This is a genomic window from Pedobacter lithocola (assembly GCF_042650845.1).
GTDB lineage: Bacteria > Bacteroidota > Bacteroidia > Sphingobacteriales > Sphingobacteriaceae > Pedobacter > Pedobacter lithocola.
Genome location: NZ_JBHSBW010000007.1, coordinates 1097441 through 1113224, shown reverse-complemented (window position 1 = coordinate 1113224; position 15784 = coordinate 1097441). Strand labels below are relative to the sequence as shown.

Genomic DNA, 15784 nt, shown 5'->3' with positions numbered 1-15784 from the left:
TTTACAAAGGTTTATAGTTTACCTTTTGAATTGCAAATTTTTTAACTGGAACTTGGTTGCTATCTAGTAATTGATTGAACTGAGCATTCATCACCCAAATCTCGTTACCGTTTTGCGTTGCTGTAGAAGGATACGTAAACCTATCTGTCGTTAACGTCGATGCCTTTACATTTGCAGTTTTCCAGTTATCAGTTGTAGCCAATTGGAATATTTTATCGTTTCCGCCATTTACAACAACCGTAAGTAAATTTTTATCGTTAAGCAAAAGTCCATCTGCACCCAAAAAGAATTGATTGATTACAACTTTTGCAATGTTTTTAGGATTTTTAATATCAATTTTGTACAGTTCACCTTTAGCAGTATTATCAACAATTAAAAACCCATCGGGGTGGTAAACAATTCCGTTTACGCCTACACCTTCTGTTTTAAAAAGTTCATCTTTGGCAAAAACTGAGGCCTTACCATCTGGCGTAACTTTATAAATTGCTCCTGCAAAACTATCGGTTACATATATATTTTGTTGCTGATCAAAAGTCATATCGTTGGCAAAATGCTTTCCTGGAAGCAATCCGGATAAATCAATATCAGAAATTTCTTTCCTGTACTCAATTCCAAACCTATAAGCCTTGCCATCTTTGTTCTTGTGGCAGGGTTGGTGTACTTGCTATAATTTGCATCACTTACGCAAGCAAAAAGCTTTTTGCCATCAGTGTGAATTTTCATTCCATAAGTAGATTTTAGCATTGAATCCTGAAGCAAAATTGTGTAGGCTCCTTGCGGTGTAACCTTACCAATGTTTCCAAGCCTGGCAGATGAAACATAATAATTGCCATCAACTTTGTTATATGCAACACCTTCAGGATAGCTTTCCAAGGCATCGAATTCTATCCTCGGCCCTGGCTCCGGACTAAAAGCAGCGATTGCGGCGAGGCTCGCAAGCCCGCCAAGTAAATATGTAAGTTTTTTCATTTTAGTTTGATTTACGTACTGCATAAATATTTCCTGATGCATCATCAGAAATGTAAATAATTCCTTCTCTAGTTACGGTAATTCCGGCAGGACGCCCAAAGCGTGATTCCCCTTGTAAAAATCCAGTTAAAAAATCTTCAGCCTTTATTGCTTTTCCATTCTCAAAATGGATACGTTGAACTTTAAAACCAACTGGTTTATCTGCATTCCATGAGCCATGCCATGCAACAAGTCCGTCACCAGACCAATCCGCAGGAATATTTGCAGCACCCCTAAAAAATGTGAATGCAATTGGAGCCATATGTGCAGTAAGTTCTAATACAGATGGTTCAGTATTTTTTACCACTGCCTCTTTGGTATTACCTGCAGGATCCTCACGACTTTTATCAACCTCACGTTTTCCATAAGCATAAGGAAAACCATAATCAGCACCTTGTTTTATTTGATTAACCTCTTCTGGCGGCCAATCACTTCCTTTGGCATCGCCTCCATTGTCAATTCCCCAAAGTTCCTTTGTTTGTGGATGCCAATCAAAACCGATAGTATTTCGTAAGCCACTTGCATACAATTTCCTACTCCAGTTTTTAGGGTCAACTTGTAGCATAACAGCGGTTTCCTTGTCACTTTCTTTACAATCATTGCATAAAGATCCAATGCTTATATACAGCATTCCATCCGGACCAAAATCCATTGTACGATTTGGATGTTGACCACCATCAGGTAAATCCTTAATTAAGGTTTCTTTACCATAAATGTTAAGTGTTCCATCGGGCTTTACCGGGTATCTACGCAACTCGTTATTATTGCATAAATACATCCAATTATCTTTCATTGTGATGCCATGGACACCCTTAAATTCAGAAACAACGGTAATTAAATTTTCAAATTTTCCGTTCTTATCTTTATCTTCCAACAATAAAACATCGCCTCCATCTCTCCGTGTAACATAAACTTTACCAGTTAATGAGGTATATAACATTCTAGGTTTTCCCAAACCTGTAGCGGCAAGTTCTACCTGCCAACCAGGTGGCGTTTTCAGTAATTTCAGCATCTCGGGTTTGAATTCCAATACCTGAGCATATTTAGTTACAGAAACAGATCGGGTAACTTCTTTGGGTGGCAGACCTCGCTGGGCATTAGACGTAAAGGCAAAACAGGTTGAAAGCGCCAAAACGCCGGAGTAGAATTTTTTGTATTTCATTATATAGGTATTTATTCTTCAACATAGCCTTAGAACTTAAGTTTTTTAAAAGAACACAAGTCAAACAAAACAGGTATTTGAACCCAATTCATTTATTTTTAAGTAAAAGTTCAACGTTGTGGTATGAAATACCTGATTTGAAATTTTTACACATCAATTAGAAATAGCTATACACCGCGGTATATTGAATTGAAATATAGGTTACTTTTTAGAGATATGGTTGATATAATTGTTTGAAAAAGTTCAGAATTTTAATTCCTACAAATCCACAAAATTTTGAATGAAATTTCATTATTTTAGACCAGATTTATTTAAATCTTCCCATTTATATTATGACCAAGATAAATAGCAAAACTGCATTATTGCTTTTTGTTGCAACAATAATTTTGTTGCCTTCATGTATTGAAAAACCTAAAAAAGTTGATGAATCTATCAGCACTTCAAAAACTGCAGCAATTAAAAAAACAATCTCAAATTATAGTTTGGTTAATTCATGGATTGATGATCTTCAAAATTTTCGAACCGCTGTTTCTGCAAGCGACCTCGAGAAAATGAGTACGTATTTTGACTTTCCGATTGTAAATGATACAACCCAAATTTGGACGGCGGTATATGAAGGAATAGAAGAAAACAAAAGACCGAAGGAATATAAAAAGTTTTTTACAAAAGAGGATTTAAAAGAATATCATACTTTGCTTTTTAATGAGATTTTTATAAAAAGCCTTAATAAGGTAAAGCTAGAGCAATTGTATAAACAGAACGAATTTACAACCCAAAACATTAAGATTGGAACTTCCAATTATTATGTGTTTGCGAGTTTTGATAAAACTAAGTCGATGTTGCAAGTTTCGATTATGTTTTCTGGAGAGTTAGATGAAGAAGGCAATGGAATTAGTGAAACAGAGAGTGCAATTATCTATTTCTTTAAAATTAAAGATGATAAATACTTAAAATTTGATAAAATTTTGTTTGCTGGATAATGTTACTGGGAATAGTTTCAAACTTATGAAGTTTATATCGAAGCTTATTTCTAAGCAAGATAATTTTAAGAATCGGTAAGGTTGTTTGGTGCTTTTTACTAACAAATGAACTAATCAACTATGCTCGTAAAATCACTAGTCATAACTATCTGTAAGGTAATAAACACCAGTCATTTTCTCACTTTCGTTCCATAAGCGTTTGGCAACATCTTTATTATTTGAATATTCATCAGCATCGATAATTATTGGTTTGCCTCTCATTTGTTGAAATCCATCTGGTCCAATAAATTCGCCGCCTTTTAAGCTGTTATGTAGTGCAGCGTATAAAACCGGTAATGCGCCTTTAGCTGCCGGTTGAAGAAAAAGATTTCCTAAAGGTTTAATTAGCGCAGGGAAATATTGGTCTAGGTTTGTTTTACATAAGCCTGGGTGTGCAGCTAGTGAGGCAATATCATACCCAGCTGCTAACAATCTCCTTTGCAATTCAAATGCAAACATTAAGCAAGCACGTTTGCTTTGTCCATAAGCTTTGGTTTTGCTGTATTTTCTTTGAGCATGAAAATCATCAAATTGTATTTCAGCCCATTTGTAAGATAAGCTACTTAAAGTAACTATTCTTGCCCCGTAAGTGCTTTTAAGAATTGGCAATAACATGCCAGAAAGAGCAAAATGCCCCAAATAATTAGTCGCAAACTGATTTTCGAAACCATCTTCTGTAATTTTGTACGGAGACATCATTATGCCTGCATTGTTAATCAAAAGATTTAACGTTTTATATTGTTGTAGAAATTGAGTTACGAATGCTTTAACTTGATTGATGCTACTTGTATCAATGCTCATCAAATTAAGTTTCGCATGGGGATAAAGTTTGAGTATTTTGGCCTTCGCTTTCTCTGCTTTATGCAAATTTCGGCATGCCATAACTATCTCAAAATTTTGCTTAACTAAGCCAATTACAACTTCGTAACCAATACCGCTATTGGCGCCGGTAACAATTGCAACTTTACCCGTTTCCGATGGTGTTTCATTGCTATTACACTCGTTCATAAGTTAAATAGTAATGTTTTTTGGTACAGTTAATTTATAATACTTCATACAGTTTTATTTCCTGAGACTTAGCGTTTCTTTTAAATTCAAACATGGCAGACTCAAATTTGGGCTTGCCGAAGGGTTTATAATTATTGCCTAATCCTATTGGCTCTTTTGGTATGCCTATAAAATTCATATCCGATTTACCGTTTTCGTTCACATCCTGATATATAGTTAAACCATAATTGCCAAATGGAACATTAAATGATGCTGTTTGAACTTCCTGATTGGATGCTAAAACTAATTTTTTATATGGGTTTTTTAGCCAGCTGTTTTTGTTGTTGTATAGCTCCACAACTACATTTCCGGTATTCTTTTTAATATTTGATATTTTAATGGCTAGGGTTTCTTGACCATAAGACTTGGCGGTAGCTAAAGATAGCACTACAATTGTAAGTATCAATTTTGAAAATTTTTTCTGCTCTAACATCATAATGAGTTCTTAAGTATCCTTACAAATTTAACGATTGTAAGAACGTTTTATTAATATAAATCTTAAATAATTAATTCAACCTATTGGCTTCAACTTTCATCATGTCGATGGTTTTTGTTGAGCTAATTTTATGTAAGCTAAATTTCTTAACTCACAAATATTATAATCCAAATAATTCCTTAACCGAGAGTTAATAAGCTAACCATACTTTTGGGAACATGATAACCACAAATCAATCGGAGGATTTTGAACTGCTGGATAAATTACGCCTAGGTAATCGGCAGGCTTTTAATACCATTTTTTTGAAGTATCATGCTGGTTTGTTGAGGTATGGTAAATCCTTACTCTCCAATACAAGCCATCAGACTGATGATGTGGTACAAGAAGTGTTTTTAAAACTTTGGAACCAGAGAAACAGCTTAATCATCCACAGTTCATTATCAGCATTTTTATTTACGGCTTTAAAAAATAAGGTAAAAGACATTTATCGTGAAAAACACCTTCCGCTTTACGACCCAACAGAAATGCAGTTTAACGAAGAAACAAATGTTTCTCAATCGCCAGATAATATTTTGATTTTTAAGGAGCTTAATTACACCATTGAAGAAATGATAAATCTGCTCCCTACAAAAACTCAGCTTATTTTTAGAATGAATAGGGAAGATAATCTTACTTATGATGAAATTGCATCACTATTAAATCTAACCCGAAATTCCGTTAAAACTCACATGTTCAGGGCTATAAAATTTTTAAAAGAACATTATGGACACTACAAATCTCAGCATTAAGGTTAATTTAATGTTACGCATATTACCATTACATTAAATCGAATATATCTTGTAAGGATATCCCACTTCTACTTCGTCTTTCCATTAATCATCATATTATTTTGGAAGAAAGAGACATCTATTTATTAATTACCCAATACCTGCTTAAGCAAACCAGCACAGAAGAAAATGAATTTTTAGCTGATTGGATAACGGCATCGCCAGAAAATGAACAAACTTTTGAAGAAATAAAGGTGAGTTGGTTTGATGTGAAATCGGTTGATAAGGAAGACAGTTTAAATGCATTGCACAAGCTTAACCATATTATTGATGAGCAAGAGGTAAAATCAAAGCGCACTAACAAACAGTTTGTTTTAAAATGGACTATGCTTGCAGCTACTATTGCAATAGTTGGCGTGGTTGCCTTGCTCGTACTTTCATCTAAAGATTTGGCGCCAACATCACCAGTTTATTTGCAAAGGGTTAGCAGAGCCGGAGAGATAAAAACTTTCTATCTGGTTGATGGAACGAAGATTATTCTTGGTCCGAAAAGTATGTTGAAATATCCTGCCGCATTTGAACAGCATCATCGTCAAGTTGAATTAATCGGCGAGGCTTATTTCGAGGTGACTAAAAACCCACATAAACCCTTTACGGTACGTACCGATGATTTGAACATTAATGTTTTGGGTACTCATTTTAATGTTAATGCTACCAAAAATGAAAGTTTAACAACCGTATCGCTATTTAAAGGTAAAGTAAATGTAAATGTAATTGATGACCATGATGAAGAATATAAATTAAAACCGGGGCAGGAATTGGTTTTAAATCGTTCCAATCATCAGGTTTACCAACATGTTTTAGATAGTGCTAATGTAATGGGTTGGATGACTAATACTTTGGTTTTTAACAATGAAAAGCTTAGCGATGCGGCAAAAAAAATCGGCAAAATGTATGGTGTAAAATTGGTGTTTGAGGATGAATCTACAGCCGAAACACGTGTTTTTGCCCGCTTTGAAAACGATACTTTAAATGATGTGCTAGAAATTATCTGTTCAACCGGAAATTTAAGCTATCGCAATGATGGAAACAAAATATACATAATGAACAAAAAATGAATTAAACCTCGGTTACAAAACAATTGAGCAATGCAAGGCAGAACTCAAAAAAATAACCGGCATTTACGAGATGCCGGTTAAAAATTCGCCATACAAACTATTCAAAACTTATTTAACGAATTCCTAATTTATGAAAAAAAAGATTTACAAATCGTCTTTAATTTCTTTGAGATGCAGGTTATTAATCCTAACACTGCTTTTCTCCAGTATCTGCTATCAAGTTTCTGCATTAAATAAAAGGGCAGCAACAGAAAACTTAAACAATATAAAATGCTCCATTAAAGCTAATAATCAATCGCTTACACAAATTTTTAATATGATTCAGAAGCAAACGAATTATAGCATCGTTTGTATTGACCGTGATGGTTTTCTTCAGAAAAAAATAAGTATTAATGCAGTAAACAGCAATTTGGGTAATGTGTTGCAGAAAATTTCATCAACCGTACCTTTTACTTACAATGAGGTAAATAATAAAATCATTGTTAAACCTGTTTTAGTTGTTAAATCTGCCGATGCAAGAATTATCCGCGGACACGTAACCGACAATAAAAAGCAAGGTATTCCAGGAGTTTCTGTATTGATAAAAGGTTCGAATACAGGAACCGTTACCAATCAGGAAGGTGATTTCTCTATCAAAGTTAACGCAGGTGATGTTTTGGTATTAACCAGCCTTGGCTTTACCACAAAAGAAATTGTAATAACCGAAACGGATACTTATAGCATTGAATTAGCAGATGATGAACGTTCTCTTTCTGAAGTGGTTGTAACCGCTTTGGGTATTAAAAAGGAAAAAGCTAAACTAGGTTACGCAGTTCAAGAAGTACAGGGTGAAAGCTTGGTAAAAGCTCGCGAACCGAATATTATCAATTCATTAACAGGTAGGGTAGCAGGCTTAAATGTTCGTAACTCTACTGATTTGTTTCAAGACCCGGTTATTTCACTTCGTGGTAGAAAGCCGCTTATCGTAATAGATGGAATTCCTGACCAGTCGGCAGATTTATATAAAGTTAACGCCGATGATATTGAAAGTTTAACCGTACTTAAAGGTGCAAGTGCATCAGCATTATACGGTTCAATTGGTCAGAACGGTGCAATAATGATTACCACAAAACGTGGAAAAGGAAAAGATTTAAGCATTGATGTAAATTCATCAACACAAATCCAACCAAGTTTTATCAGAATACCAGAAGTACAAACCGAATATGGTGCAGGTTTTAAAGGAAAATACACTTATGTTGATGGTTCTGGTGGTGGCCCGGAAGGTTCTGGCTGGATTTGGGGACCAAGATTAGATCAACCCGCTGCAACCCCAAGTGGCTTTTTTGAGACCCCGCAATTTAATAGTCCGATAGACCCACTTACCGGCAAACTTGTTCCATTGCCATTCATCTCAAGAGGAAAAAATAATGTAAAGGATTTCTTCCAAACTGGATTAATTTCGAGCAATAACATCAGCATTACGCAAAGTTCAGATAAAGGCTCATTTAGGGCATCGGCATCACACATTTACCAACGTGGTATTGTGCCAAATACCGATTTAAACAACTCTTCGTTTAGCATTTCGGGTAATTATAAACTATCAGATGCTTTTACCATAGATGCCCGCTTAAACTACAACCGCCAGTTTACCAAAAACTTCCCTGAAACGGGTTACGGGCCAACAAACTATTTGTACAATTTAGTTTTGTGGACTGGTGCAGATGTTAGTGTTGCAGATTTAAGAGATTACTGGGTGCCTGGAAAAGAGGGTATTCAGCAGCGCAATTACAATACTTCATACTACAACAATCCTTATTTTCAGGCTTATGAATATTTGAGAGGTTACGATAAGGATAACACATTTGGTTCATTAAACTTAAATTACAAAATCAGTCCGGCATTAAATATCCAGTTTAGAAATGGTATCAACGGATATGGTTTAAACAGAACTTATAAAGAACCAATGAGTTATATTGGTTATGGAAATAAATCAAGAGGACAGTTTACAGTAGCTACAGGTAACTATATCGACTTAGCTACCGACCTTATTGCAGATTACAACCACACCTTTACCGAAAAGTTTAAGTTACATGCACAAGTAGGTGGTTCAAATTACTATCGCAATAACAAGTACGGCTCTACCAATACCGATGGTTTAACTATACCTGGCTTTTATAATTTAAGCAACTCGGCTAACCCAATACAAGGCACAAACTTTATTGAAGAAAGACGTACGAGTAGCGTTTATGCCGTATTAGATTTAGAATTTTTAAACGGTATTTATTTATCTGCAACGGGTAGAAATGATGTGATTTCAACACTTCCAACGGCAAATAATAGCTTTTTTTATCCATCGATAAGTTCATCAGTGGTGATATCTCAACTCGCTCAACTGCCAAAATGGATTTCATATTTAAAAGCTCGTGGTTCATGGTCGAGGGTATCGAGTGCTACATTAAACGATAATGCTTACACATATAGTTACCTGCCATCCTTTAACAAGGGTGTAATTTGGAATAATTTACCATCGTTAACTTTTGGTGATGCATTGTTAAACAGCAATTTATCACCACAAACATCAGATAGCTGGGAGATTGGTGTAGATGCTAAATTTCTTAAAAACAGATTAAGTTTGGAGGCGACTTATTACCAAACCCGCGATTTTAACAATATCGTATCCATTCCTGTATCCATAACTACAGCCTACAACAGTCAATTGGCTAATGGAAACGTCTATCAGCGTAAAGGTTTAGAGTTTGTGGTTTCTGGAACACCTTTAAAATCGACCGATTTCGAATGGAATGTTTCCTTAAACTTTAGCCAGTACCGCCGTTACTTAAAAGAAATTTATGGAGGTGCACAAACGCTTAACTTTTTAAAAGTTGGCGATAGAATGGATAGGATTTTTACTACCGTTTTTCAAACCAACAATCAAGGTCAGATTATTTATGGTAGCAATGGCTTCCCGCTTAATGATACTTTTTCGAGATACATTGGTGATCAGGATCCAGATTGGACTTACGGAATTGAAAATACATTTACCTACAAAAATTTTAGTTTAAAATTTTTAGTTGATGGACGTATTGGTGGCATGATGTATTCTACCACCAACCAAAAAATGTGGTGGGGCGGAACGAACAAAGGTACTTTAAACCAATACAGGGTTGATGCAAACAATGGATTATCAACATTTATTGGAGATGGGGTAGTAGTAACCAGCGGACAGGCAACTTACGATGCAACCGGAAATATAATTACCGATACACGAGTTTATGCACCCAATACAAAAGCGGTAAATTATATCGATTACATGACAAATACCAGCAATGGTGCTTATAACAACTACAATTATTTCTCGCAAACATTTTTAAAACTTCGCGAAACTACATTGAGTTACCAAGTGCCAGCTAAGTTGTTGGAAAAATCAGTAATCAAAAGAATAAACGTATCGCTAGTTGGACGAAATTTATTGTTATTCTCTAAAATGCCAAACGTTGATCCAGACCCAGCTACCGATAATTTGCAAACACCATCTACACGCTCATTTGGTTTTAACGTAAATCTGAAATTTTAATTCATCACAAATAGATATGAAAAATTTATTATCACTACTTGTACTCATCATCATCCTACAAACAGGATGTAAAAAGTTTAGTGAGTTTCAAACCGACCCAAATAAATCTACAATTGCTACACCAGATTTGTTGTTGAATTCTGTTGAACAAACGGCTTTCCGGGCATCAAATGTTACTGTTGCTTTTGCATCACGTCAAATGGTTTATACCGATGCGGTTTCTCTAGAGCAATATTATGGCTGGCAACGTGGAAGTTACAACGCCTACAATAATTTAAGGCAAGTGATTAAAATGGAGCAAGCTGCAACAAGCCAAAATAAGCCTGAATATATACCAATTGCTAAGTTTTACAAGGCATGGTATTTTCTTCAGCTTACGCAAATGTTTGGCGATATACCTTACACACAAGCTTTAAAAGGTGATGAAAGCATTACAACACCTATTTATGATAAACAGGAAGATATTTATTTGGGCATTTTAAATGATTTAAAAACTGCCAGCGGACTTATAACTTCTACCACGCCAAATGTTGCCGGCGACATTGTTTACAATGGAAATATGCAACAGTGGAAAAAGGCAATTAATTCTCTTTCTTTACGAGTGCTTTTAAGTTTATCGATAAAAGAAAATGATAACAAACTGGAAGTTAAAAAGCGTTTTGCCGAAATTGTAAATACACCAGCTACATATTCAATTATGGCATCAAATACCGATAATGCACAGTTAAAGTATTATGACTTGCTGAATAACCGCTATCCGTATTTCAATAGTAACGATATGCAAACAGCTTATTACATGGAAGAAACCTTTGTTGACTTATTAAAATCGTTAAAGGATAATCGTTTATTCTCATTTGCAGATAAAGCGCCTAAATTTTCGAGCCTTGCTGCAACTGATTTTAATGCCTATGGTGGTGCAAAAGGTAGTGCTCCTGTAAATGAAAATAATGCCAGAAGTGTGGCTGGAGAACTATCTAAAATAAATCCAAGATATTATAATAATCCTGTAAACGAGCCAAGCATAGCACTTGGTTATGCAGAAGTTCAATTTATATTGGCTGAAGGTGTTACCAGAGGTTGGATAGCTGGAAACGCAAATGATTATTATCAAAAAGGAATTCAGGCATCAATGTTATTTTACAATATCAGTCAAACGGCAATTAACAGCTATTTAGCTCAAAGTTCTGTACAATTAACTGCTGGTTCGGGTGCCTTAGCAAATATTCTTACTCAAAAATACATTGCCTCTTTTATGAATAGCGATTGGCAACCATTTTATGAGCAGAGAAGAACAGGGATTCCAACATTTGATGTTAGTGGAGCGGGTGTTTTAAATAACAAGCGCATTCCTAAACGTTGGATGTATCCTGAATCAGAATTGCGCTTAAATCAAGCCAATGTAAGCGGAGCTATAGCTTCACAATATACGGGTGGCGATGATATTAGTGGCATAATGTGGTCTATTAGGCCATAATAAAATAAGGCTGTATCATAAAAATTTTATCAAAAGCCTTGTCGAAGCATTCGAGAGGACGCGAAAATTTGTAGTTTATGATACTGTCTTTTATTAATTTAATCAAACTTGATGTATTTATATTTTCAATATGTGTAAGAAATTTTTAGTTGCTTTTTTGCTATTTTCTGCTGTACAGGCTAATGCTCAAAAGGCGAAAAAAACAGTATTTGTAATAGCCGATGGTATTCCCGCCGATTTAATTGAACGTTTAGATTTACCACATATTAAAAAAATTATTGCCGATGGAAGTTATACGCGAATGTCGGTTGGTGGTGAAAAGGATGGTTATACACAAACGCCAACCATATCTGCGGTATGCTATAATAGCTTGATTACAGGCACTTGGGTTAACAAGCATAATGTGCCCGATAATAACATAAAAGCACCCAATTACAATTATCAGAACATTTTTAGGCTGCTTAAAAATCAATATCCCAATAAAAAAACAGCAATATTTTCTAGCTGGACTGATAACCGAACAAAGCTACTTGGGCATAATTTAAGTGAGGCAGGGAACTTAAAAGTTGATACTTATTTTGATGGTTATGAGCTAGATACGGTTCGATTTAGGCAAGACAAAGCCAGAGATTTTATGCATAAAATAGATGAACAGGTAATTGATGATGCTTCTACAACAATTGCTAAAGATGCGCCAGACCTTTCGTGGATATACTTAGAATATACCGATGATATGGGGCACATGTATGGCGATAGTCCGCAGTTTGAAAGCGCAATAAAAAAATTAGATATTCAGTTGGGAAAAATTAATGATGCGATACAATTAAGGAAGAAACAGCATAATGAAGATTGGCTGATGATTGTTACCACCGACCACGGTAGGGATGAAAAGACTGGAAAAAACCATGGCGGTCAAAGTGCAAGGCAGCGTTCTACCTGGATGGTTTCGAATTATAAGCCTTTAAATACCTATGCCACTTACTATCGCCCCGCAATTGTTGATATTATGCCGTCTATCGCTAGGTTCATGAACATCAATTTACCGAAAGAAGTTAAAGATGAAGTTGACGGGACTCCATTTATTGGTGATGTTGCTATCGCCCAGGTAGAGGCAAATTATGTACACGGCAATATCGATTTAAATTGGAAAGCTTTAAAAAATGGTGGTAAAGTAAAAATATACCTCAGCACTACCAATAATTTTAAAACAGGAGGAAAGGATGAATATCATCTTTTGGGAGAAGTTGATGTCGCTCAAAAACATGCATTCATCAATATAGAAAAATACCCATCTGATTTTTATAAAATAGTCTTAGAAACTCCAGAAAATACGGTTAACAAATGGATTGTAGTAAATACTAAATCGAAGTAAGATAAGTGCAAAAGAGAATGTGTAATACACAAAATGAATTATTGAGCTTGTCTAAAGAATTAAGGATATCTTTTCGACAAGCTCAATTAATTTTCCATCCTGTAATATTTGCGATTGATTGAAACTTCTTAATATTGGCTTAACACAACATTGATTAATTGCCCATATTTTTGATTCGCTAATACTATTGCAAAAATCAAAAATGCTCATCAAATTTTTCTTTGCGCAATCGTAGCTTTGTATTCAATCTCCTTATGAAAAAATATTTAATCATATCTGTTTTTGCCCTGGTTTGCCAAATCGCTTACAGTCAATTACCCGGTAAAATCGAAAATACGAAACAAGTTTTACTGCCAAATGGTTGGAAATTAAGCCCAGCCGGCCGATCGATTACCTTAGGAGACTTGCCGCTAAATATGCAGGTAAGTTCTTCAGGGAAATTTATTGCTGTAACCAATAACGGGCAAAGCACTCAATCTGTTCAACTTATTGATGCTAAAACCGAAAATTTGCTTGATGAGAGAATAATAAAAAAATCTTGGTATGGTTTAGCTTTTAGTAAAGATGAAAAGCATTTATATGCATCTGGAGGAAACGATAATATCATCATAAATTACAGTATCAAGAATAACAAATTTGCCGAAAGTGATACCATAAAGCTTGGCGCAAGTTGGCCAAAAAACAAAATCAGTCCGGCAGGAATTGCAATTAATAAGCTTAATACCAAACTCTTTACGGTAACAAAAGAGGATAGCAGTTTGTACATCATTAATCCGATAGAAAAGAAGGTTCTAAAGAAAATTCAATTGCCTGCTATAGCCTATAGCTGTACCTTATCGCCTGATGAAACAAAGTTATATGTTTCTTTATGGGGTGGGCGAGCTGTTGCGGTTGTAAACATCAATGAAGAAAAAATTACTTCTCTTATTCCCGTTGGAGACCATCCAAATGAATTATTGCTGAACAAAAAAGGAAATTATCTTTTCGTAGCCAATGCAAATGATAATACTGTTTCGGTAATTAATACTGCCACAAATAAAGTTATAGAAACCATTGCAACAACACTTTATGCTACACAATTAACGGGTTCTACCACAAACGGACTTGCTTTAACCACAAACGAAAAAACCTTGTATATTGCTAATGCAGATAATAATTGCCTTGCTGTATTTGATGTAAGCCAGCCAGGAAATAGCCAAAGCCGGGGATTTATTCCTGTTGGTTGGTATCCAACAAGTGTAAAAGTAACTGGCAATAAAATATTGGTAACCAATGGTAAAGGCAATACATCTTTAGCAAATCCTCAAGGTCCTCAACCCATCTCTAAAGCCGATAATAGTGGCTACCAAATGGGTAGCACTGCAAACAACAAACTTCAATACATTGCTGGTTTATTTAAAGGGTCTTTATCTTTTATTGATGCTCCAAAGCCCGAACAATTAAAACTTTATACCACTCAGGTTTATGCCAACACGCCATTTAATGATAAAAAAACCATTACAGCTGAAGGTGAAAAAGGAAATCCAATACCTAGAAAACAAGGTGAAAAATCTCCGATAAAACATGTGTTTTACATCATAAAAGAAAACAGAACTTACGACCAAGTATTAGGCGATATGCCAAAAGGCAATGGCGATTCGAGCTTAACACTTTTTGGAAAAAAAATTACGCCAAATCAGCATGCTTTAGCCGATAATTATGTGCTTTTAGATAATTTTTACGTTGATGCTGAAGTTAGTGCCGATGGACACAATTGGAGTATGGCAGCCTACGCAACTGATGTTGTAGAAAAAACCTGGCCTACCAGTTATGGCGCACGTGGCGGAACTACCAATTACGAAGGTGGTCGCCCGGTAACCTATCCTAAAGATGGTTTCATCTGGGATTATTGCCAGCGAGCTGGTGTTACTTATCGCAGCTATGGTGAGTTTGGAGATTATGGAAAAGCCAATATCAAATCTTTACAGGGTAATATGTGTCCAAATTCTCCCGGTTTTGATATGGATATAACAGACCAGGTAAGAGCTGATGCCTGGATTCATGATTTCGATTCGTTGATGGTTGCAGGAAAGGTTCCGCAGTTTAGTACTTTAAGAATTTCTAACGACCATACCAGCGGACAAAAGAAAGGTAAAGTATCACCTCAATCTGCCGTAGCTGATAATGATTTAGCAGTTGGACGAATTATAGATAAACTTTCTCATAGCCCGGTTTGGAAAGAATCTGTTGTTTTTATTTTAGAGGATGATGCTCAAAATGGTCCCGACCATGTAGATGCACACCGTTCACCAGCCTTTGTGGTTGGTCCTTATGTAAAAAGAAATGCGGTTATACATACCATGTATTCTACCTCTGGCTTTTTACGAACAATGGAATTGATATTAGGCTTACCACCAATGAGCCAGTATGATGCTGCAGCAGTTCCACTATTTGAATGCTTTACCAGCAAGCCCGATTTTACACCTTATACCACAATCGTACCTGCAATTAATCTAGATAACCGAAATGTTGCTGTAAACGAAAGCAGCAGGCGTTCAGAACTTTTTAACTTTGCGAAAGAAGATGCTGCACCCGATTTGGATTTAAATGAAGTTGTTTGGAAATCGGTAAAAGGAGAAAATTCTATAATGCCTGCACCTAAAAGAAGTGCATTTGTAATTCTCGAAAGGAAAAAGAAGGATGATGATTAAGTTTCTTTTAAAATAAAATCTGGAAAAAAAAGCCAAACGCTTCGTCATATCTGCTTTTGTTAAATAATTGTTTTTTTAAAACTCAATTATCAAATAATCCTTAATATTCTGTTAAAACACCAGGTGTTATATTAACAA

The 15784-nt window shown here is 35.4% G+C and carries 12 protein-coding genes; 7 read left to right on the top strand and 5 right to left on the bottom strand.

The genetic code is table 11. The features are described from left to right. Position 1: 1 nt before the first annotated feature. The 3 genes from ACFOWA_RS07170 to ACFOWA_RS07160 are packed head-to-tail and all read right to left on the bottom strand — an operon-like array spanning position 2 to position 2170. Positions 2–538, bottom strand: coding sequence for a hypothetical protein (locus ACFOWA_RS07170; RefSeq protein ID WP_378983357.1), 537 nt, complete (start codon positions 536–538; stop codon positions 2–4). After that, a complete protein-coding gene (locus ACFOWA_RS07165; RefSeq protein ID WP_378983355.1) occupies positions 535–969 on the bottom strand; it encodes a hypothetical protein in 435 nt (144 codons plus the stop codon). Before ACFOWA_RS07165 ends, ACFOWA_RS07170 begins: the two co-directional genes overlap by 4 nt. Before the next feature lies 1 nt (position 970). Next, the gene (locus ACFOWA_RS07160; protein WP_378983352.1) at positions 971–2170 is read right to left on the bottom strand and encodes a PQQ-dependent sugar dehydrogenase; all 1200 of its coding nucleotides are present in this window, start codon (positions 2168–2170) and stop codon (positions 971–973) included. A gap of 332 nt (positions 2171–2502) precedes the next feature. Here ACFOWA_RS07160 and ACFOWA_RS07155 point away from each other — a divergent pair, with 332 nt between their 5' ends. Next, positions 2503–3150: a hypothetical protein gene (locus ACFOWA_RS07155; protein WP_378983349.1), complete on the top strand. Its 648-nt coding sequence runs from the start codon at positions 2503–2505 to the stop codon at positions 3148–3150. A 135-nt stretch (positions 3151–3285) separates the two neighbouring features. Here the strand turns inward: ACFOWA_RS07155 and ACFOWA_RS07150 are convergent, their stop codons facing one another. Together ACFOWA_RS07150 and ACFOWA_RS07145 are read right to left on the bottom strand one after the other, a co-directional pair. Next, positions 3286–4197, bottom strand: a complete 912-nt coding sequence (locus ACFOWA_RS07150) for an oxidoreductase (protein WP_378983346.1) — start codon at positions 4195–4197, stop codon at positions 3286–3288. Positions 4198–4231: 34 nt separating this feature from the next. Next, on the bottom strand, positions 4232–4642 hold the full coding sequence (locus tag ACFOWA_RS07145) for a DUF2141 domain-containing protein (protein WP_378983343.1): 411 nt from the start codon (positions 4640–4642) through the stop codon (positions 4232–4234). Between the two features lie 248 nt (positions 4643–4890). Here ACFOWA_RS07145 and ACFOWA_RS07140 point away from each other — a divergent pair, with 248 nt between their 5' ends. From ACFOWA_RS07140 to ACFOWA_RS07115, 6 genes are all read left to right on the top strand, one after another. Continuing rightward, the gene (locus ACFOWA_RS07140; protein ID WP_378983341.1) at positions 4891–5460 is read left to right on the top strand and encodes an RNA polymerase sigma factor; all 570 of its coding nucleotides are present in this window, start codon (positions 4891–4893) and stop codon (positions 5458–5460) included. A gap of 101 nt (positions 5461–5561) precedes the next feature. After that, positions 5562–6557, top strand: coding sequence for a FecR family protein (locus ACFOWA_RS07135; RefSeq protein ID WP_378983338.1), 996 nt, complete (start codon positions 5562–5564; stop codon positions 6555–6557). A gap of 130 nt (positions 6558–6687) precedes the next feature. Next, positions 6688–10110, top strand: coding sequence for a SusC/RagA family TonB-linked outer membrane protein (locus tag ACFOWA_RS07130; protein ID WP_378983335.1), 3423 nt, complete (start codon positions 6688–6690; stop codon positions 10108–10110). A 16-nt stretch (positions 10111–10126) separates the two neighbouring features. Beyond that, a complete protein-coding gene (locus ACFOWA_RS07125; RefSeq protein ID WP_378983333.1) occupies positions 10127–11584 on the top strand; it encodes a SusD/RagB family nutrient-binding outer membrane lipoprotein in 1458 nt (485 codons plus the stop codon). 130 nt (positions 11585–11714) lie between these two features. After that, a complete protein-coding gene (locus ACFOWA_RS07120) occupies positions 11715–12956 on the top strand; it encodes an alkaline phosphatase family protein (RefSeq protein ID WP_378983331.1) in 1242 nt (413 codons plus the stop codon). Positions 12957–13210: 254 nt separating this feature from the next. Beyond that, a complete protein-coding gene (locus ACFOWA_RS07115) occupies positions 13211–15646 on the top strand; it encodes an alkaline phosphatase family protein (RefSeq protein WP_378983328.1) in 2436 nt (811 codons plus the stop codon). Positions 15647–15784: the final 138 nt, after the last annotated feature.

Excerpts from the sequence above, each read along its gene's own strand:
- ACFOWA_RS07170 (WP_378983357.1), bottom strand. The coding sequence starts at position 538 with ATGACTTTTGATCAGCAACAAAATATATATGTAACCGATAGTTTTGCA.
- ACFOWA_RS07165 (WP_378983355.1), bottom strand. The coding sequence starts at position 969 with ATGAAAAAACTTACATATTTACTTGGCGGGCTTGCGAGCCTCGCCGCA.
- ACFOWA_RS07160 (WP_378983352.1), bottom strand. The coding sequence starts at position 2,170 with ATGAAATACAAAAAATTCTACTCCGGCGTTTTGGCGCTTTCAACCTGT.
- ACFOWA_RS07155 (WP_378983349.1), top strand. The coding sequence starts at position 2,503 with ATGACCAAGATAAATAGCAAAACTGCATTATTGCTTTTTGTTGCAACA.
- ACFOWA_RS07150 (WP_378983346.1), bottom strand. The coding sequence starts at position 4,197 with ATGAACGAGTGTAATAGCAATGAAACACCATCGGAAACGGGTAAAGTT.
- ACFOWA_RS07140 (WP_378983341.1), top strand. The coding sequence starts at position 4,891 with ATGATAACCACAAATCAATCGGAGGATTTTGAACTGCTGGATAAATTA.
- ACFOWA_RS07130 (WP_378983335.1), top strand. The coding sequence starts at position 6,688 with ATGAAAAAAAAGATTTACAAATCGTCTTTAATTTCTTTGAGATGCAGG.
- ACFOWA_RS07125 (WP_378983333.1), top strand. The coding sequence starts at position 10,127 with ATGAAAAATTTATTATCACTACTTGTACTCATCATCATCCTACAAACA.
- ACFOWA_RS07120 (WP_378983331.1), top strand. The coding sequence starts at position 11,715 with ATGTGTAAGAAATTTTTAGTTGCTTTTTTGCTATTTTCTGCTGTACAG.
- ACFOWA_RS07115 (WP_378983328.1), top strand. The coding sequence starts at position 13,211 with ATGAAAAAATATTTAATCATATCTGTTTTTGCCCTGGTTTGCCAAATC.